The organism is Nocardioides eburneus (assembly GCF_040838215.1).
Lineage (GTDB): Bacteria > Actinomycetota > Actinomycetes > Propionibacteriales > Nocardioidaceae > Nocardioides > Nocardioides eburneus.
The window spans coordinates 83,082-101,468 of sequence record NZ_JBFPJR010000004.1; the positions used below are offsets into that span (position 1 = coordinate 83,082).

The window sequence follows — 18,387 nt, forward strand, 5'->3', positions numbered from 1 at the left end:
CCGACCCCTTCGAAGGGAAGCGACATGGCCCTGCCGACCCTCATCGAGTACGCCGCCCCCGTCCCGCCCCAGCGGGCGCTCCCGCTGAGCACCGCGCCGTGGGTCCTGGACCCGACGCGCGCCGCGGTGCTCGTGCACGACCTGCAGCGCTACTTCCTGCGGCCCTACGCACCGGGCTGCGAGGCCCTGACCGGCGCCCTCCAGGCGACCGCCCGGATCCTCACGGCCGCGCGCGCCGCCGGGGTGCCGGTGTTCTACACCGCCCAGGACGGCGACCACGCCGACCGCGGGCTGCAGGCCGACCTGTGGGGCCCGGGCATGTCGGCCGTCGCCGACCACACCGGGGTCGTGCCTGAGGTCGCGCCGGCGCCCGAGGACACGCTGCTGGTCAAGCGGCGCTACAGCGCCTTCGCCAAGAGCGACCTCGCCGAGCGGCTCGCCGGGGCGGGACGGGACCAGCTCGTCATCACCGGTGTCTACGCCCACATCGGCATCACCGCGACCGCCTTCGACGGCTTCCAGCGGGAGGTGCAGCCGTTCGTCGTCGCGGACGCGGTCGCCGACTTCGGCGCTGACCAGCACGCCCGCGCCCTGGACCAGATCGCGGCCTGCTGCGGTGTCGTCGCGCTCGCCGACCACGTCGTCGCGGCCTTCACCCCCGGGCGCGCGGATGGCTGGGACGGCCAGGTGCGGGCCGCGCTGGCGCGGCTCCTGCCGACCGAGCTGGTCGAGCGCGCCTTCGCCGAGCCGGAGGCGGACCTCTTCGAGCTGGGCCTCAACTCGCTGCAGGCCTTCGACATGCTCGACGACCTGGCCGATGCGGGCGTGGACATCGACTTCGGGGAGTTCACCCGCCGCGCCTGCGTCGCCTACCTGGTCGAGCAGGGCGAGCGGGTGGGGTCGCCGGCGTGACGGGCGGCTGGCTCCCGCTCACCGCCGCCCAGCGCGGCCTCTTCTTCGCCCACGAGCTGGCCCCGGACAATCCGTGCTACACGACGGCGGAGGTCGTCGAGCTCACCGGTGCCGTGGACGAGGAGCGGCTGCGGGCGGCGCTCCTGGCGGCGTACGACGAGTTCGAGCAGCTCCGGGCGACGTTCCGCCTCACCCCCGACGGCCCGCAGCAGCGGGTCGGGCCGGCGGCGGGAGCCTGGCTGGAGGTCGTCGACATGGACTCGGCGGATGCGGCCGAGGAGTGGCTGCGCGCCGACCTCGCCGCGCCGATGGACCTCGCCACCGGTGCCGTGCGCAGCGCCCTGCTGCGCCTGCCGGACGCGGCCTGGTGGTATCACGCCGCGCACCACGTCGTCCTCGACGGGTACGGCGTGCAGCAGCTGCTCAAGCGGGTCGCCGAGCTCTACGCGGCGTGTGACACCCAGAGTGCGCCGGAGCGCACGCTGGATGTCACATCGCTGGCCGAGCTGGTGGGCAGCGAGCCTGCCGACCCCGACGGTCTCGCCGCCTGGGACGCCCGGCTCGCGGCGATGAGCGGCCCGGCCTCGCTCGCCGGCCGCGAGGCAGCGCCCTCGCCACGGGCGATCAAGCGGAGCATCGTCCTCAGCGACGCGCAGCAGCAGGCGATCGCCCAGGGGGCGCGTCGTCTCGGGGTCGGCTGGCCGGACCTCGTGGTCGCGGCCGTCGGCGGCTACGTCGCCCGGATGGCGGGGCTCGCCGCCGCCCGGGTGGGGCTCCCGCTGATGAACCGCTCCCTGCCCGGCCGCGGCACGCTTCCCTCGGCCCGGACCGTCTGCACCGCCATGAACGTCCTGCCCGCGACGATCCCCGCCGACGGCACCGTCGCCGAGGCGCTCGCCGCCACCGCGGCCGAGCAGGCGGCGCTGCGCGAGCACCCGCTCACCCGGCAGGAGGAGCTCACCCGACGGCTCCATGCCCGCGACGCCGGCGCCCAGCTCTTCGGCGCGCAGGTCAACCTGGTGCCCTTCGAACTCGAGGTCGAGCTGGCCCACCCCGACGGGCGCCGCGCGACCGGCGCCGTCCGCAACCTGACCGCCGGGCCGGTCGAGGACCTCACCGTCTGTCTGCGCGGGACGCCCGGCCGGCGTCGTACCGTCCGGCTCGAGATCGACGCCAACCCGGTGCTCTACGCGGCCGATGAGGTCGAGCTCCACCTCGCGCGGCTGGCCGCCTGGCTGGAGACGTACGCCGGCGCCGACCCTGCCACCCGGGTGGACGACCTTCCGCTGCTGACCGAGCGGGAGCGCGTCTGGGTCACCGAGGAGGTCAACGACACCGCCGTCACGCGCGAGAGCGCGACCCTGGGGCAGCGGTTCGCGGAGCAGGCGGCGCGCACGCCCGACGCGGTGGCGCTGGTCCTCGGTGGCGAGACGCGGACCTACGGACAGCTTCTCGCGGCCGCCCGTCGGGTCGCGGCGGGACTCGCAGCGCAGGGTGTCGGGCCGGGTGACGTCGTCGGCGTCGCCCTGCCGCGCGGGTTCGCGCTCTACGAGGTGATCCACGGCATCCAGCTCCTCGGGGCGGTCTACCTGCCGCTCGACCCCGACCTGCCCGAGGCCCGGGTCGCCGGGATGCTCGAGGACGCGGGCGCGGCGCTGATCGTCGCGCCGGACACGATCCCCGACGCCGAGCCCGAGGGCGCGCTGCCGGGTGCCGACGTGGACGGGCCGGCGTACCTGCTCTTCACCTCGGGCTCGACGGGACGGCCCAAGGGCGTGCTGGTCGGGCATCGCGCGATCGACAACCGGCTGGCCTGGATGCAGCACCACCTGCCGCTCGGGGTCGGCGACCGGGTGCTGCACAAGACGCCGATCTCGTTCGACGTCTCGATCTGGGAGCTCTTCTGGCCGCTGCAGGTCGGCGGCTGCGTCGTCATCGCGGAGCCGGGCGCGCACCGCGACCCGCGGGCGCTCGCCGACCTGGTCGCGACGGAGAAGGTCACGACGCTCCACTTCGTGCCCTCGATGCTGCGGGCCTTCCTCGCCGACCGGCGGGCGCGGGAGCGGGTCGCCGCGGCCGGCGTACGCCACGTGGTGACGAGCGGTGAGGCGCTGACGCCGGACCTGGTCGCGGGCTGCGCGGCGTGGTTCGGCGTGCCGCCGATCAACCTCTACGGGCCCACCGAGGCCGCCGTCGACGTGACGTGCTGGGATTGCGCCGTGGGGGAGGAGTCGGTCCCGATCGGCCGGCCGGTCCAGAACACGCGGTGCTTCGTGCTCGACGCCGAGCTGCGCCCGGTCCCGGTCGGCGTGGCCGGCGAGCTGTGGCTCGGCGGCGTCCAGCTGGCCGACGGCTACGTCGGGCGGCCGGATCTGACCGCCGAGCGGTTCGTCGAGACCGGCTACGGCCGGCTCTACCGCACCGGAGACCTCGCCGCCTGGCGCCCGGACGGCGCCCTGCGCTATCTCGGCCGCACCGACGACCAGGTGAAGATCCGCGGCCAGCGGGTCGAGCTCGGCGAGATCGAGTCGGCGGTGGCCGGCGTGCCCGAGGTCGCCGGCGTCGCGGCCGGGGTGGTCGGCCAGCGACTGGTCGTGTGGTTCGTGCCGGGCCAGGGCGTGAGCGCGGAGACCGCCGCGCGCGCGCTCCGGGCGGCCGCCGCCGCCCGGCTGCCGGAGTCGTGGCTGCCCCATCACTGGGTGGCGGTCGAGGAGATCCCGCTCGGGACGAGCGGCAAGACCGACCGCAAGCGCCTCGCCGCGAGCGCTCCGCCGGTGCTCGAGGCGGGCGCCGGCGAGACCGGTCCGCGCGGTCTGCTCGAGCAGCGGCTCTGTGCGGTGGTCGCCGACGTGCTCGAGCTGCCGGTCGTCGGCCCGAACGCCGACTTCTTCGCCCTGGGCGGGGACTCGCTGCGCGTGCTCCGGCTCCTCGGCGCGGTCGAGGAGGAGGTGGGCGTGACGCTCACGCTCGGCGACGTCTTCGCGCATCCCACCCCGAGCGGGCTCGCCGCGATCGTCGCCGGGACGGGTGAGCGGGCGGCCGAGACGGATGAGGTGCTGACGCTGCGTCCCGCTGCCGACAGCGAGAAGGCGCCGCTCTTCCTGCTCCCGCCCGCGGGCGGGCTGGGTTGGTGCTACACCGGCCTGCTCCGCTCCCTCCCGGCCGACCAGGGGGTCCACGCCATCCAGGCGCCGGGCCTCGCCGAAGGGCGACCCGAGCCGGTGGCCGATCTCGACGCCCTCGCCAATCGGCAGCTGGCCGCGATCCGCTCCGTCGTCGGCGACGGGCCGTTCCATGTCGCCGGCTGGTCGCTCGGGGGGATGGCCGCCCACGCGGTCGCCGCGGCGGCCCGCGCCGACGGGCAGAGGGTCGACGCCGTCGTACTCCTGGACGCCTATCCCTGTGACCAGTGGCAGCACCTCGCCGAGCCGACCGAGCAGGAGGCGCTCGTGGGCGTGTTGCGGCTCGGCGGTCTCGAGCCGCCCGATGGCCCGCTCGACCGCGCGACGGCGGTGCGGCTGCTGCGGGAGTCCGGGAGCGCGGTCGGGGAGCTGCCCGAGGGCGTGATCGAGGGGTGTCTCGCCTCGGTCGTCGAGTCGGCCCGGATCGTGCGCACCTCGAAGCACGCCGTCCTCCCCGGCGACCTCACGGTGCTCGTGGCGACCGCGCCACGCGAGGAGAGCTGGCTCGACGCCACCGGCTGGAAGGCGTACGTCGCCGGGGAGGTGCGTCAGATCGAGATCGCTGCGACCCATGGCGACCTGGTCCGGCGACCGGTCGTCGACGAGGTCGGCGCGGTCCTCGCCGGGCTGCTCGATGGGTAGCCTGCGCTCCTTCGTGCGCTTCGCTGCGGTCGACGAGGTGGAGGGTGACGAGGCGCTGCTCACCGCCGTGGAGCGGGCGCGGCGCGACCGGTTGGTGCGCGCGGAGGACCGGGCGGCGTACGTCGCGGCGCACCTGCTCGCGCGGGCGTGTGTCGCGCAACTGCTCGGCATCGCCCCTGCGGAGGTGGAGCTGCGGCAGCGCTGTGCGCGCTGCGGCAGCGACCAGCACGGTGCGCCGTACGTGCCCGGTGTGCTCCTGCCGCTGCACGTCAGCCTCAGCCACACCGAGGGCTACGTCGCCGCCGTCGCCTCCCAGGTCCGCTGCGGGATCGACGTCGAGGCCGTGCGGAGCGAGCCGCCGCCGTGGGGAGCCCTCAGCGGCCCGGAGGAGGCGTGGGTCGCGAGTCAGGCCGACCCCGGGCGTGCGTTCACGCGGCTGTGGGTGCGGAAGGAGGCGCTGGTGAAGGCGGGCGTCGGCTCGCTGGAGAAGGCGGCCGCCCTGGACGTCCTCGCCGACGGCCGGCCCGCCGACCGTGCCGCCGGGCTCGTGCTGCAGGAGTGGTCCGCCGCCGGCGCGGTCGGCGTCTGCGCGTTCGGCGCTCACTGACGAACCTGCGAACGGCCCCGCTCTCCGTGGAGAGCGGGGCCGCTGCGTTGGGGGCGCTGTGTGATGGGGCTAGGTGGTCACCGCTTGACCTTCGCGGTCGGGGCCGAGGCCTTGACCAGCGTGGTGTAGCCGGCCTTGGTGCCGGTCACCTTCACCACGAGCTTCTTGCCCTTGAACTTCTTGATGACCTTGAGAGCGGCCTTGGTCGCGCCCTTGATCTTCGTGCCGTTCGCGAACCACTGGTAGTGGAACTTCGTGCCGGCGGTCCACTTCCCGGGCTTGGCGGTCAGCTTCTTCCCGATCTTCGCCTTGCCCGAGATCTTCGGCTTCGCGGCGGAGAGGCTGCCCTTGGCGACCTTCTTGGCGGCGGACGTCTTGCTCGCGGTCTGGTAGCCGGTCTTCGAGCCGGTGACCTTCACCGAGAGCTTCTGGCCGGCGTCGGCCGCGACCGGGGTGTACGACGCCTTCGTCGCGCCCTTGATGGTCTTGCCGTTGCGGAGCCACTGGTAGGCGAGCTTCGCGCCCTTGGTCCAGGAGCCGGCCCTTGCGGTCAGCTTGTGGCCGACCTTGGCGGTGCCCGAGATCGTCGGGGTGGCGGACTTCAGCGTGGCAGGCGCCGCGGCCTTCGGAGTGATCTTCCAGACCTTGTTGTCGTCCGACTTGTCGACGACGTAGACGTTGCCGCGGCCGTCGGCCTCGACGTGGTTGGCCCTCGTGACCGGCAGGTTGGCGACCTTGTTGCCGTCCAGATCGGTCACGGTCACGGTGGTGCCGCCGAAGTTGGCGGTGTAGACGCGCTTGTTGACCGGGTCGACGTCGACGCTCACCGGCTGGGTGCCGGTCGGCACCTCCTTGATGGTGGCGCCGGTGGCGGCGTCGGCGACCAGGAGCTCGTCGGTGTTCTGGCTGGCGACGTAGAGGCGGCCGGCGTGGTAGGCGATGCCGGTCGCGCCGCGACCGTCGGTCTCGATCCCCGGGAGGGTGAGCAGCTTCACGTCACCGGACTCGGTGTCGATGGCGGCGACCTTGTCGCTGCTCAGGCTCGGGGAGTAGAGCGTGTGGGTGGCCGCGTCCAGGGTGAGGCTCACCGGGTTGAAGACGGCGCGGTCGCCGGTGTCGATGTTCGTGACGTGCGCGTACGGCGTGCCGTCCCCGTTGTTGTCGCCACCCTCGAAGACGGCGATGTAGCCCTCGCCGCTGCTGCCCTCGCTCGCCGAGCTGATGAAGACCTGGTTGGTCGACGGGTCGTAGACGACGTCGCGACCGTGGCCGACCGTGGCGTCGGTGTCGGCGCTGGTGAACTGCTTGAGCAGCGTCAGGTCGTCCTCGGAGTAGACCGCGACGGTGTTGGCGCGGGTGTTGGTCACCCACACGGTGCCGTTGACGTCATCGACGCCGATGCCGAACGTCGTCTGGCCGGCGTTGCCGTCCTTGTCGCTCACCTGGGTGACGTCGTGGATGGACTCCTCGACCGCGAGGGTGTCGGGGTTCAGCTTGTAGAGCCCGTTGGTGTCGGAGACGTAGAGCGCCTTCTGCTTGGCGCTGTAGGCCGACTGATAGAGGCCCGCGCCCACGTCGCCGGACTTGGTGGAGGTGATGGTGAACTTGTCGGCACCGACGACCGTGTTGTCCGGTGAGATCTTCGCCGAGGAGGTGTACGTCGCGTCCGGTCCGGTCTGGGTGACGGTGACCGTCTGGGTGCCGAGCTCCGCGGCCGCGGCGATCTGGTAGGCGACCGTCGCGGTGCCGTCGTCGGCGGCGGTCACCGGCAGGCCGGTGAAGGTCGCGCCGGGAAGGTCGATGCCGGTGATCTGCGCGCCGCCCGGGAGGTTGGCGAGCGAGAGCGTCCCACTGCTGCCCTGGGTGAGCGCGGAGAAGGTCAGCGCCGGGAGGACGTCGACGCTGGCGGTGAAGGTCGTGCCCTGGTCGCCGGTGAGGGCGACGGTGTGAGCGCCGGCGCGCAGCGAGCCGTCGGCGAAGACGAGGGTCGCACCGCTGAGCGAACCGTCGTCGGCGGCCGTGGCATGGTCCGCCGTGGTCGCCGCAGTGCCGCGCCCGATGGTCCAGGTGGCCGATGCGCCGTCGACGGTCGCGGTCACGTTCTCGCCGGCGATGAAAGCGCCGGAGGCGGCGGCCGGGGTGAGGGTCACCTGATCGGCTGAGGCGCCGCGGCCGCCCGTGGTGGACGAGACCGTCACCTTGTCACCGATGGTGAAGGTGAGCAGCACGCTGCGTCCCTTGTCACCGCTCTCCATCGACCCGGTGAGCAGGCGAAGCGTGTGCGTGGTGCCGACCTCCCACGCAGTATCGAGAGCCGGCGAGGTGTTGTCCGGAGTGGGGAACGGAATGTCGGCGCTGAAGTTGCCGTCGGCGTCCGCTTCGATGGCGTCCCAGACGTCGAAACCGTCGGCGGACTCGCCCGTCGCCGGGTTGGTGACGGGGCCGTCCGCCGGCTCGGTGTCGAGCGCTTCGCCGAGCTTGACCGCGATCGTCGAGCCGTTGTCCGGGTCGCTGCCACCTGTCCAGCCGGAGCCTTCGAGGTGGATCTTGTTGCCGATGACGACGACATCGTCGACTGACGCGCTCGCACCGTCGGACGTGGACTGGGTGTCGGCGTACGCAGGTGCGATGGCGGAGACGCCGCCGAGGCCGACGACCGCCGCGGTAGCGAGCCCGACGATGCGGACGGCGCGGCGGTGAGGCAGGGGAGTGGTCACGGATCTGACTTCCTGGTTCGTGGGACGTACCGAGACGTACCCGATCTAGTTAGGTGAGGCGACCCTAACTTAGGTCTGACAAAGTTCGGAAGGGTGTTCATGCCGTGGGCTGGATCGCGCCGCGCCTCCCTAGACTCCGGGCCATCGGGCGGACGGAGGGGCGATGGCGGCGATGGGCAGCGAGCGGGCGCGGGAGACCGTGCGCCGGCTGCAGGCGGACATCATGAGCGGACGCTGGCCGGTCAACAGCCGGATCCCGACCGAGGCCGCGCTCGCGGCCGAGCTCGGCGTGGGGCGCAGCACGATCCGGGAGGCGGTCCGCAGCCTCGCCCACCTCGGCATGCTCGAGCCCGCTCCGGGGCGAGGCACGTTCGTGCGCTCGCTCAACCCCGTCCGCGGCGTACTCTCCGACTTCCTGGCGGGCCACTCCTGGGCGGACATCCTCGCCGTACGCAAGGGGCTCGAGGTGCAGGCCGCGGAGCTGGCGGCCGGTCACGCGACGCCCGAGGCGCTCGCTCGCCTGGAGGCCGCGCATCACGCGGATGTCGCGGGCGGGGACGGTGCGGAGCGGGGGCGTACGCCGGGCCAGTTCCACTCGATCCTCGTGGAGATGTCGGGCAATACCCTGCTCGCTGAGCTGTACGCCGTCATCCTTGCTGCACTGCGGCAAGGCCTGCGGGACGGTCGGGTGATGGCGGGTCAGGACGACGTGGCGCGCCGGTCCGAGCACGCCGCGCTCCTCGCCGCGATCGCGGCCCGCAACCCGACCGCCGCGGCCGCGGTGGCGGCCGGGCATGCCGAGCACGACTTCGTCGCGCGCGACTGACGCCCGGACGGCTGCGGAGGCCGCGTATCGCCAGATGGGCAGTGGGCCTCCACGAAAGATCAGACCGATGTTAGGGTCGCCTCACCTAACTGATGTCGTCTGGATCGGTTGACCCTGTCATGTCTCCTCACGTCCGCTCGTCGGCCGCTGCCCGCGCAGCGATGGCCCTCGTTCTCCTCCTGCTCCTCCCGTTCGCGCTGAGCGCCTGTGGCGAGAGCAGCACCTCGGCCGCGGGCTCCGACGGTGCCACCCGCACGGTGACCGACGTCGAGGGGACCGCAGTGACGGTCCCGGCGCACCCGACCCGCGTCGTCACGGTCAGCGAGCCGACGATCGACGGTGCCCTGGCGCTCGGTGTCACGCCGGTCGGGGCGATCGCCGGCCGTGGCCAGTCGGGCGTCCCGAACTACCTGGCCGACCTGGCCGGCGACGTACCCGTCGTCGGCTCCGTCTCCGCCCTCGACTACGAGGCGATCGCCAAGCTCAAGCCCGATCTGATCCTCGTCGATGGCACGAGCGTCAACAGCGACGACGTCCTGAAGATCCTGCGCAACATCGCGCCGACCTTCTACGCCGGGTACGCCGGCGGCGACTGGCGCGAGGAGTTCGGCCGCGTTGCCGACGCCCTCAACCTCGCGGACAAGGGCAAGAAGGTCGTGGCCGACTACGACACCCAGGTCGCGGCGGCGAAGAAGAAGCTGACGACGTATGCCGATGACACCTTCTCCATCGTGCGCTGGCAGGGTGGCTCCGCCTCGGTGATCCTCAAGGAGCTCCTCGCCGGCCAGGCGCTCACCGACCTCGGGCTGAAGCGGCCGGCCAGCCAGGACAAGCGCGGTCGCGGCCACAGCGAGCCGGTCTCGTTGGAGAACCTCGGCCAGATCGACGGCGACTACATGTTCTTCGGCACGCTCGGCGGCTCCTCGGAGGGCAACCCCGACGCCGGCGGCAGCAGCGACCTCAAGGGCGCCGAGAAGGCGCTCGCCGAGGCCCGCGAGGTGCCCGGCTGGGACCAGCTCACCGCCGTCAAGGAGAAGCACGTCATCCCCGTCGACGGCTCGCTGTGGACCTCCACCGGCGGCCCGCTGCTGATGTCGCGGCTCGTCGCCTCGGTCGTGAAGGCGCTGGCATGAACACCCCACGACGTCCTCGCTTCGCTCCGGGCGCCGCGGGGACCCCGAACAGCATGACCCGCCGGCTGCGGCTGCTCGCCGCCTTCGTGGCGCTCGCGCTCGCGCTCCCGATGGCGCTCGTCGCTGCGCTGGCGATCGCCCCGGCGTCGTACGCCGCCGGCCCGAGAACCGACAACGGCGACGGCTGGGTCTTCCTCAAGACGAGCGACCCGGTCGAGCCCGGCGGAAAGGTCGAGTTCGGCGGGAACGGCTTCACCCCGGGTGTGGAGCTCTCGATCAAGATCGACGACGGCGCGGTGACTCTCCCGAATGGCGATCAGGTCATCGCGACGGTGACGGCGGGAGCCGACGGGAAGGTCTCGGGCAGCGTCACGCTTCCGGCCTCGACGCCGGAGGGCGACCAGCACTGGCTGCGCTTCCTGGGTGCCGGGGTCTCGAAGCACACCACGACCAAGGAGGGTGCTGACGCCTTCTTCACCGTGAAGGCTCCCGTGCCATCCTCGGACCCGACCGTGTTCTTGAAGACCTCCGGATCGATCGCGCCGGGTGGTGGGATCTCCTTCGGAGGCAGCGGATTCACGCCCGGCGCCGAGGTGACCGTCAAGCTCGACGGCGTCACGGTGCTCGGCACGGTGACCGCTCTGGACAGCGGAAAGGTCACCGGGACGATGACGCTGCCGGCCGACGCGACCGAGGGGACGCACTGGCTCCACATCGCCGGTGCTGGTGCCTCGGCCGATACGCCGGCCTTCACGGTCGCCAAGGCGGCCGCGCCCACGCCGAAGCCGGAGAGCACCGGCACCGAGTCCGTGCGGATCGCCACGGCCAGCCCGGTGGCGGCGGGTGACACCCTTGCCGTTGCCGGGAAGGGCTTCGTGCCCGGCAAAGCGGTGGCGGTCAAGCTCGATGATGCCGATCAGCTCGTCACCACCCCGGCGACGCTCACCGTCGGCGCCGACGGTCGGTTCAGCGGAAACGTGATGGTCCCCGCGGGGACCACCAACGGCTGGCACTGGCTGCGGTTCCTCAGCGCGGCGAGTGATGGGAGCGGGATCTCCAAGATCGCGACCTTCGCCGTCGGCAGCCAGATGCCGGCCGGCCCGGCGCCGACGCCGGAAGGGGCGGCCGCGCCGGTCGTCAACGGCACGTGCAGCAGTGGCGCGACCGCGCAGGTGACCTTCCCCGAGCCGGTCGTCAAGCCGGGCGGCCAGCTGCACGTCGTCGGCAGCGGCTGGTGCGCGTCCACGGGCGGATCCGTCCTCGGGGTGAAGATCGACGGCGGCGCCTACAGCCGCCTCGACACGTCCGTCCTCGCCTCGAAGCCGGACACCTGGGCGATCATCCGAGCCGACAGCACGGGCGCGTTCGACGTACGCATCACCCTGCCTGACGGCACCGCGAAGACCTCGACCCCGGCGATGCTGCAGGGTGCTCACACGCTGACCCTGCTCACCGGGAGTCTCAAGGACGGCGACGTGCAGCGCTCGATCGAGTCGCCGGAGTTCATCGTCGGGAAGTACCGGCCCAACGGCCTCCCCGACCCGGTGAAGGTGAGCCAGCTGAGCACGGGCGTCACAGCGAAGGTCGTCGGCGACACGCTGCACGTGCGCGTCACGGGCGGCGAGAAGGGCGACTGGGTCTTCCTCTCCGGCCTGGCTCCGGACGGCTCGCCGCGCTATCCGTGGGGGGAGACGTGGTTCCGGCTCGGCGCCGGTGGCCGCCTCGTCACCGACCTCGGATCCGTGCCGATGATGGGAGAGAACCGGCTCGTCGTCCAGAGCGGCAACCAGGGCGAGATCGGTCGGCTGCTCGGTTGGGCGAGCGTGGTCTTCCCGGGCGGCGCTGCGCCGACCACGTCGACCACGCCGAGCACCACGCACGGCACGTCGACCGCCTCCAGTGGCTCTCCGGCCGCGACCACCCCAGGTGCGACGCCCGCGGCCGTCGGCACGACCACCGACCCGGCTCCGCCGGTCCAGTCGTACGCCGACCTGAAGGACGCCGACAAGCTGATGGCCTCCCTCGTGGGAACGGTGTGGTCGGCCAAGGTGCCGAACGCATCCGGACCGCTGTTCATCTATGTCTATGACCGGAGCCGGGCGATCCCGGCCGGTTGGATCGCGGCCGACGCGGACAAGCTGATCCGCGTCGACCTGCGGGACCTGCCGACCGCCGCCTACCGGGTGAGCGTCCAGGACGCCTCCGGCCGGCTCCTCGGCTGGGGCAACGCCGACCTCACGGCGGCGGTCGCCGAGACCGAGAGCGACGAGGCACCCGCCAGCGTGCCGGAGGTCGCCGCGCTGGCGGCGGCCGCTCCGGTCGGCTGGCTCGGCCGCCACCTCTCCGCCACCGACGGCTGGATGCTCGGCCTCGGCGCAGCCCTGCTCGGGGGCGTCGGCATCGGCGCCGTGACGCGTCGCGGAGGTGCGGCATGAGGCGCCTGCTCGGCACGCTCGGCCTGCTGGCGGCCGGTCTTCTGGTGGCGGCACCGGCCACGCCGGCGTACGCCATCCCCTCCGGCGGTGCGAGTGCGGACACGACGGGGACCTCGGCCTCGGTGAGCCCGCGCACCTTGCACCCGGGCGACACGATCCACTTCACCGTCTCGGGGTTCCCGGCGGGGGAGACGGTGAGCATCAAGATCGACGACCAGAAGTTCTGCAGCACGCTGGTCTCCTTCGGCGCCTGCGTGGTGCACCAGCAGCGGGTCGGCAGCAACGGGGTCGCGAGCGGGTCCTTCGTGCTGCCCGCCGACATCCCGGTCAACAAGAAGCATTGGCTACGCTTCCTCGCGAGCAAGGACGAGGGCGGGAAGATCACGCCCTACAGCTGCCGCGGCAACACCGACTTCACCGTCGTGGCCGCCGCCGCGCAGGCGGCCGGCGGCGAGCCGGCGGCGACCGCCACGGGCGCGCCGACCACGACCACCGGCTCATCGGCGCCGTCCGGGGCGCCGGTCACCGCGCCGAGCGTCGTCCCGGCGGGCAAGGTGCTGACGGTTCCGGCACCGGGCGGAACGGCCTCGAGCTCTTCGACGTCATCGGCGGACTCGTCGGCGGCCGGAGAGCCGAGCGCCTCCCCGTCCGCACCGGCGACCGCAACCGACGAGGCGGCCGCGACCCCCGCAGCCGCGGCCGCGGACCGGACCGACGAGAGCCACGTCCCGGTCGTCGGGATCGTCGGGCTGGTCCTCCTTGCAGCGGCCGCGCTGGGCATCGCCCTGCAGCTCCGCCGTGGCAGCAAGGGCCGTGCCTAACCGGGAGCGCAGGCTCGGGCTGCTGCTCCTCGGACTCGTCCTCCTCGTCGTCGCTGCCGCGCTGAGCCTGTCGATCGGCAGCCACCACGTCCCGCTGGGGCGGGTGTGGCGGCTGCTGCTGGACCCCGACAGCAGCTACGACGCGACGGTGCTCCGCGAGATGCGGCTGCCGCGCACGGTGGCGGGCATCGCGGTCGGCGCCGCGCTCGGCCTGGCGGGCGCGCTCATGCAGAGCCTCACCCGCAACCCGCTCGCCGACCCCGGCATCCTCGGCATCAACGCCGGCGCCTCCCTCTTCGTCGTCGCCGTGGTCGCGATCGTCGGTGTGAGCGGGATCTGGTTCTACCTCTGGTTCGCCTTCCTCGGCGCCGCGGTCGCCGCGGTCGGCGTCTACCTGCTCGCGGGCACGTCGGGGCAGATCGCCACCCCGGCACGGCTCGCCCTCGCCGGCATCGCGGTGAGCGCGGCCCTGGCGGCGATCACGCAGACGGTGATCCTGGCCGACCAGGAGGCGTTCAACGAGTTCCGCTTCTGGGTGGCCGGGTCGCTCGAGGGCCGCGGCTGGCCGGTCCTCGAGGCGGTCGCGCCCTTCCTCGTCGTGGGCGTCGTCGTCGCCCTGGCGGTCGGCCCCGCCCTCAACGCGCTCAGCCTGGGCGACGATGCCGGCCGGGCGCTCGGCGTACGCCTCGTGCGGACCCGCGCGCTCGCCATGCTCGCCGTCACGCTGCTGTGTGGCGCGGCGACGGCCGCGGTCGGGCCGATCGGCTTCGTCGGGCTGGCGGTCCCGATGCTCGCGCGTGCGCTCGTCGGCCACGACCAGCGCTGGGTGGCGCTGATGTGCCTCGTGCTCGGTCCCGTCTGGGTGCTGCTCGCCGACGTGCTCGCCCGCGTCGTCGTCGGCTCCCAGGAGACCCAGGTCGGGATCGTCGCGGCCCTCCTGGGAGCGCCCGTCTTCATCGCCGTCGTACGCCGCCGGAAGGTGCCTGCGCTGTGACGACCCATGTCCTCATCAGGGTGGGCGAGCGGTCCGTCCGGTTCCGGCGTCGGGTGGCCTGGGTGCTGCTCGCGCTCGCGGCGGCCGCCGTGGTGCTCGCCGGGATCGGGCTGATGCTCGGCGACTACGGGATCTCGCCGGGTCAGGTCCTGGCGGCGCTGACCGGGGGAGGGGACGACCGGCTGGCGGCGTACTTCGTGCGCGAGGTGCGCCTGCCGCGCGTCGTGACGGCCCTCGTCGTGGGCGCGGCCCTCGGCGTGGCCGGAAGCCTCTTCCAGAACGTCACCGGCAACCCGCTGGGCAGCCCCGACATCATCGGCTTCACGACCGGGGCGGCGACGGGTGCGCTCGTGCAGATCATCGTGCTCGGCAGCGACACGGGCTCCGTCGCGATCGGCGCGGTCCTCGGTGGACTCGGCACGGCGCTCGTCGTCCACCTGCTCACCCGACCGCACGGGCTCACCGGCCAGCGCCTCGTGCTGGTCGGGATCGGCGTGGGAGCCACGCTGACCGCCGTCGACAAGCTGCTCGTCGTACGGGCCTCGCTCGTCACCGCGCAGACCGCCGCCCAGTGGCTGGCCGGTTCGCTCAACGCGGTCCTGTGGCCGCGCGCGACCGTCGTGCTGGTCGCGGTCGCCCTCCTCATCGGCGCCGCCTTCGCGCTGGCCCGGCCGTTGCAGCTGCTGACCCTCGGCGACGACACGGCGCGGGCCGTCGGCGTCCCCGCGCAGTGGGTGCGCACCCTCGCGGTGCTCGTCGCGGTCGGGCTGGTCAGCGTCGCGACCGCTGCCACCGGGCCGATCGCCTTCGTGGCGCTGGCCGCACCGCAGGTGTCGCGCCGCCTGGCCGGCACGCCGACGTCCGGCGTCGCCGGGCCGGCGCTCACCGGCGCCGTGCTGGTGCTCGGCAGCGACCTGCTCGCCCAACGGCTGCTCGCCCCGACGGAGCTGGCTGTGGGCGTCGTGACCGGCGCCCTCGGAGGCGTCTACCTGATCGGGCTGCTGGCCCTGGAATGGAGGCGCCGGTGAGCCGGCTGGCGGCGAAGGGGCTCGAGGTCGGGTACGGCTCGGAGCGTGGCGCGCGGCGGGTCCTGCACGGCCTCGACGTCGCGATCCCCGACGGTGTCATGACCGTCATCGTGGGGCCCAACGCGTGTGGCAAGTCGACGCTGTTGCGCACCCTCGCGCGGATGCTGCCCGCCTCGGCGGGGACCGTCGTGGTCGACGGCCGGCCGACTGCGGACTACGGGCCGAAGGAGCTCGCCCGCGTCCTCGGCCTGCTGCCGCAGTCGCCCACCGCGCCCGACGGGATGACCGTCGCCGATCTGGTCGCCAAGGGGCGCTATCCGCACCAGAGCCTGCTGCGGCAGTGGTCGCGGCGCGACGAGGAGGCGGTGGCGGCCGCGATGCAGGCCGCCGACGTCGCGGCGCTCGCGCAGCGGCCGGTGGACGAGCTCTCCGGCGGCCAGCGCCAGCGCGTCTGGCTGGCGATGGCCCTGGCCCAGGAGACGCCGCTCCTGCTGCTCGACGAGCCGACGACGTACCTCGACATCGCCCACCAGCTGGAGGTCCTCGAGCTGGCCAGACGGCTCGCCCGCGAGGGGCGCACCGTCGTGGCGGTCCTGCACGAGCTCCATCTCGCGTTCCGGTACGCCGACCACCTGGTCGTCATGAGCGAGGGACGGATCGTCGCGGAGGGGGAGCCGAGCGCGATCGTCACCGAGCAGCTCATGGCCGACGTCTATGACCTGCCCTGCCGGATCATCCCCGACCCGCTGACCGGGACTCCCCTCGTGCTGCCGCTCGTCGGTACGGTGGGCCACCCCGGTGCGACGACTGCTTGAGAGGAACACGCCGGATGACGACTCACCTGCGACCTCCGAAGCCGCCGCGGCCGGAGCCGGTGCCGCGCGTCCGGAGCTGCCTCATCGACCGCCTCGCGCCCGAGGACGTGCCGATGTTCTGGGACCGGATCGCCCAGCACCTGCCCCTCGTCGAGGCGGTCGAGTCGAGTGCGCCCGGAGAGGGGCCCGGCGAGGTCGTCGTCACCTTCTGCTGGCGTGACCGTGACGCCGAGCAGGTCCTGCTCTTCGCCAACCGACTGACCGACGAGACCCAGCTCGCCGACACCCTCCTCGAGCGCCACGGCGACACCGACCTGTGGCACGCGTCGTTCCGGATGCGCGCCGACTGGCGGGCGTCGTACGCCTTCCTGATCAAGCGGCCCGGGGAGCCGGCGCCGTGGGTCGGGGACGGCCACGTCGGGCTCCGCGCTGCGCTCGACCGCGGCCTGCCGGACCCGCGCAACCCCGACTCGTGCGAGAACCGCGCCGGCACCCGCCAGTCCGTCGTCTCGCTGCCCGACGCGCCCGAGCAGCGCTGGCTCTCCCGACGGCTCGACGTGCCCGCCGGCGCCGTCGTCCGCCACGAGGGTCCGGACGGGCGCGAGGTGTGGCTCTATGACCCTGCCGACGTGCCGGCGGACGTGCCGCTCCCGCTCGTCGTCGCTCTCGACGGCGAGGTCTGGACCTCCCGCCAGTCGCTGCCGACCACGCTCGACAACCTCATCGCCGACGGCATGATCCCGCCGGTCCGCGCGGTGCTGCCCTCCTCGGGGGACCGGGAGACGCGCTGGGCGGAGCTCGGCAACGACGGTGGCAGCACCTACGTCGCCGACGAGCTCGTGCCCTGGACGCGGACCCTCCGCGCGGTGGAGGAGCGCGTCGTCGTCGTCGGGCAGAGCCTGGGTGGCCTCACCGCGCTCCGGGTGGGCCTGGCGCGACCCGACGTGGTCCGTGGCGTCGCCAGCCAGTCGGCGTCGCTCTGGCTCGACGACCTCGCGGAGCTCGTCCGGGCCGGGGTCGACACCCGGATCCACCTCGCCTGGGGCCTGCAGGAGTGGGTGCTCGACGCACCCCACCGCGCGCTCGCCGACCAGCTCGTGGAGGCCGGGATCGACGTCGAGGCCGCGCCGGTCAACGGCGGCCACGACTACGCGTGGTGGCGCGGCACCGTCGCCGACGGCCTGCGGGCACTCCTCGGATAGCGGCACCAGCCCCGCTCCGGCGAACGGCTCGTGAACGACGGACGTCGATCCGGCGACGGTCTGCGAGGACCCGTCCCGAGGGGCCGCTGAGGCCGTCTTCTCGTGGTTAGTGTGGGCGCGCATCCGCGACGGAAAGGACGGGCCACGGTGAAGAAGGTCCTGGTGACGGGCGGTGCCGGATTCATCGGACGGCACCTCACCGAGGCACTGACCACGCAGGGGGACTACGACGTCACCGTGCTCGACAACGAGTCGCTGGGCGACCGCCGCCACCTCGACCTGACGACGGTGCGGTTCCTGGCCGGCGACCTCCGCGATCGCGACGCCGTCGCGGCCGCGCTGACGGGGCAGGACGCGGTCGTCCACCTCGCCGCGGACACCCGGGTCATCGACAGCATCGAGGATCCCGCCCACAACTTCGCGAACAACGTCGTCGGCACGTTCCAGCTGCTCGAGCTGTGTCGCGAGCTCGGGGTGCCGCGGATCGTGGCGGCGTCGACCGGAGGCGCGATCGTGGGCGATGTCCCACCGCCGGTGCACGAGCGGATGGCGGCGCAGCCGACGTCGCCGTACGGTGCCTCGAAGCTCATGCTCGAGGGCTACCTGAGCGCCTACACCGCGGCGTACGGCCTCGCCGGCTGTGCCCTCCGGTTCTCCAACATCTACGGGCCCCGCTCCTTCCACAAGGGCTCGGTGGTCGCGCACTTCTTCAAGCAGGTCCTCGCCGGCGACCCGCTGGTGGTGTACGGCGACGGGAGCCAGGCGCGGGACTTCCTCTACGTCGGCGACCTGGTGGAGGGCATCCGCGTCGCGCTCGAGAGCGAGGCGACCGGCGCCTACCAGCTCGGCAGCGGTACGCCGACCACCGTGAACCAGCTGCTCGACCTCATGCGCGAGGTCACGGGCCGTGAGCTCGACGTCCTCTACAAGGACTTCCGCCCCGGCGAGGTCCGCGAGACCTGGTGCGAGATCGAGAAGGCCCGCTCCGGATTCGGCTTCGCGCCGTCCACGCCGCTGCGCGAAGGCCTGGCGAAGACGTGGGCGTGGTTCGCCGCCCAGCAGCAGGTCTGACG

Annotated in this window: 13 protein-coding genes; 12 read left to right on the forward strand and 1 reads right to left on the reverse strand. The window is 73.2% G+C overall.

Annotated elements, in window-relative coordinates; genetic code table 11:
* The first annotated feature begins 24 nt into the window (after positions 1–24).
* Genes AB3X52_RS03380 through AB3X52_RS03390 form a run of 3 tightly spaced genes read left to right on the forward strand, consistent with a single transcriptional unit; the run spans position 25 to position 5,343 of the window.
* Positions 25–912, forward strand: a complete 888-nt coding sequence (locus AB3X52_RS03380) for an isochorismatase family protein (protein ID WP_367991369.1) — start codon at positions 25–27, stop codon at positions 910–912.
* Positions 909–4,736, forward strand: coding sequence for a non-ribosomal peptide synthetase (locus AB3X52_RS03385; RefSeq protein WP_367991370.1), 3,828 nt, complete (start codon positions 909–911; stop codon positions 4,734–4,736). The genes AB3X52_RS03380 and AB3X52_RS03385 overlap by 4 nt, the downstream gene beginning before the upstream one ends.
* A gap of 13 nt (positions 4,737–4,749) precedes the next feature.
* Positions 4,750–5,343, forward strand: a complete 594-nt coding sequence (locus tag AB3X52_RS03390; protein ID WP_367991371.1) for a 4'-phosphopantetheinyl transferase family protein — start codon at positions 4,750–4,752, stop codon at positions 5,341–5,343.
* Between the two features lie 77 nt (positions 5,344–5,420).
* Here the strand turns inward: AB3X52_RS03390 and AB3X52_RS03395 are convergent, their stop codons facing one another.
* On the reverse strand, positions 5,421–8,060 hold the full coding sequence (locus tag AB3X52_RS03395) for a hypothetical protein (protein ID WP_367991372.1): 2,640 nt from the start codon (positions 8,058–8,060) through the stop codon (positions 5,421–5,423).
* 163 nt (positions 8,061–8,223) lie between these two features.
* Between AB3X52_RS03395 and AB3X52_RS03400 the strand changes: the two genes are divergently transcribed.
* The 9 genes from AB3X52_RS03400 (at position 8,224) to AB3X52_RS03440 (ending at position 18,385) form a co-directional block, all read left to right on the forward strand.
* Positions 8,224–8,886 (forward strand): FadR/GntR family transcriptional regulator, encoded by a 663-nt coding sequence (locus AB3X52_RS03400; protein WP_367991373.1) that lies wholly within the window; start codon positions 8,224–8,226, stop codon positions 8,884–8,886.
* A 161-nt stretch (positions 8,887–9,047) separates the two neighbouring features.
* The gene (locus AB3X52_RS03405) at positions 9,048–10,019 is read left to right on the forward strand and encodes an ABC transporter substrate-binding protein (RefSeq protein WP_367991374.1); all 972 of its coding nucleotides are present in this window, start codon (positions 9,048–9,050) and stop codon (positions 10,017–10,019) included.
* Complete coding sequence (locus AB3X52_RS03410) at positions 10,016–12,454, forward strand: hypothetical protein (protein WP_367991375.1); 2,439 nt, start codon at positions 10,016–10,018, stop codon at positions 12,452–12,454. Before AB3X52_RS03405 ends, AB3X52_RS03410 begins: the two co-directional genes overlap by 4 nt.
* On the forward strand, positions 12,451–13,275 hold the full coding sequence (locus AB3X52_RS03415) for a hypothetical protein (protein ID WP_367991376.1): 825 nt from the start codon (positions 12,451–12,453) through the stop codon (positions 13,273–13,275). The genes AB3X52_RS03410 and AB3X52_RS03415 overlap by 4 nt, the downstream gene beginning before the upstream one ends.
* Positions 13,268–14,269 (forward strand): FecCD family ABC transporter permease, encoded by a 1,002-nt coding sequence (locus AB3X52_RS03420; RefSeq protein WP_367991377.1) that lies wholly within the window; start codon positions 13,268–13,270, stop codon positions 14,267–14,269. Before AB3X52_RS03415 ends, AB3X52_RS03420 begins: the two co-directional genes overlap by 8 nt.
* On the forward strand, positions 14,266–15,297 hold the full coding sequence (locus AB3X52_RS03425; RefSeq protein WP_367991378.1) for a FecCD family ABC transporter permease: 1,032 nt from the start codon (positions 14,266–14,268) through the stop codon (positions 15,295–15,297). Before AB3X52_RS03420 ends, AB3X52_RS03425 begins: the two co-directional genes overlap by 4 nt.
* Positions 15,294–16,112 carry an ABC transporter ATP-binding protein gene (locus AB3X52_RS03430; protein ID WP_367991379.1) on the forward strand — a complete coding sequence of 273 codons (819 nt, stop codon included), beginning with the start codon at positions 15,294–15,296 and terminating at the stop codon, positions 16,110–16,112. Before AB3X52_RS03425 ends, AB3X52_RS03430 begins: the two co-directional genes overlap by 4 nt.
* A gap of 14 nt (positions 16,113–16,126) precedes the next feature.
* Entirely contained in the window at positions 16,127–17,314 is a 1,188-nt protein-coding gene (locus AB3X52_RS03435) for an enterochelin esterase domain-containing protein (protein WP_367991380.1), read from the forward strand.
* A gap of 147 nt (positions 17,315–17,461) precedes the next feature.
* Positions 17,462–18,385, forward strand: a complete 924-nt coding sequence (locus AB3X52_RS03440; RefSeq protein WP_367991381.1) for an NAD-dependent epimerase/dehydratase family protein — start codon at positions 17,462–17,464, stop codon at positions 18,383–18,385.
* The last annotated feature ends 2 nt before the right edge of the window (positions 18,386–18,387 follow it).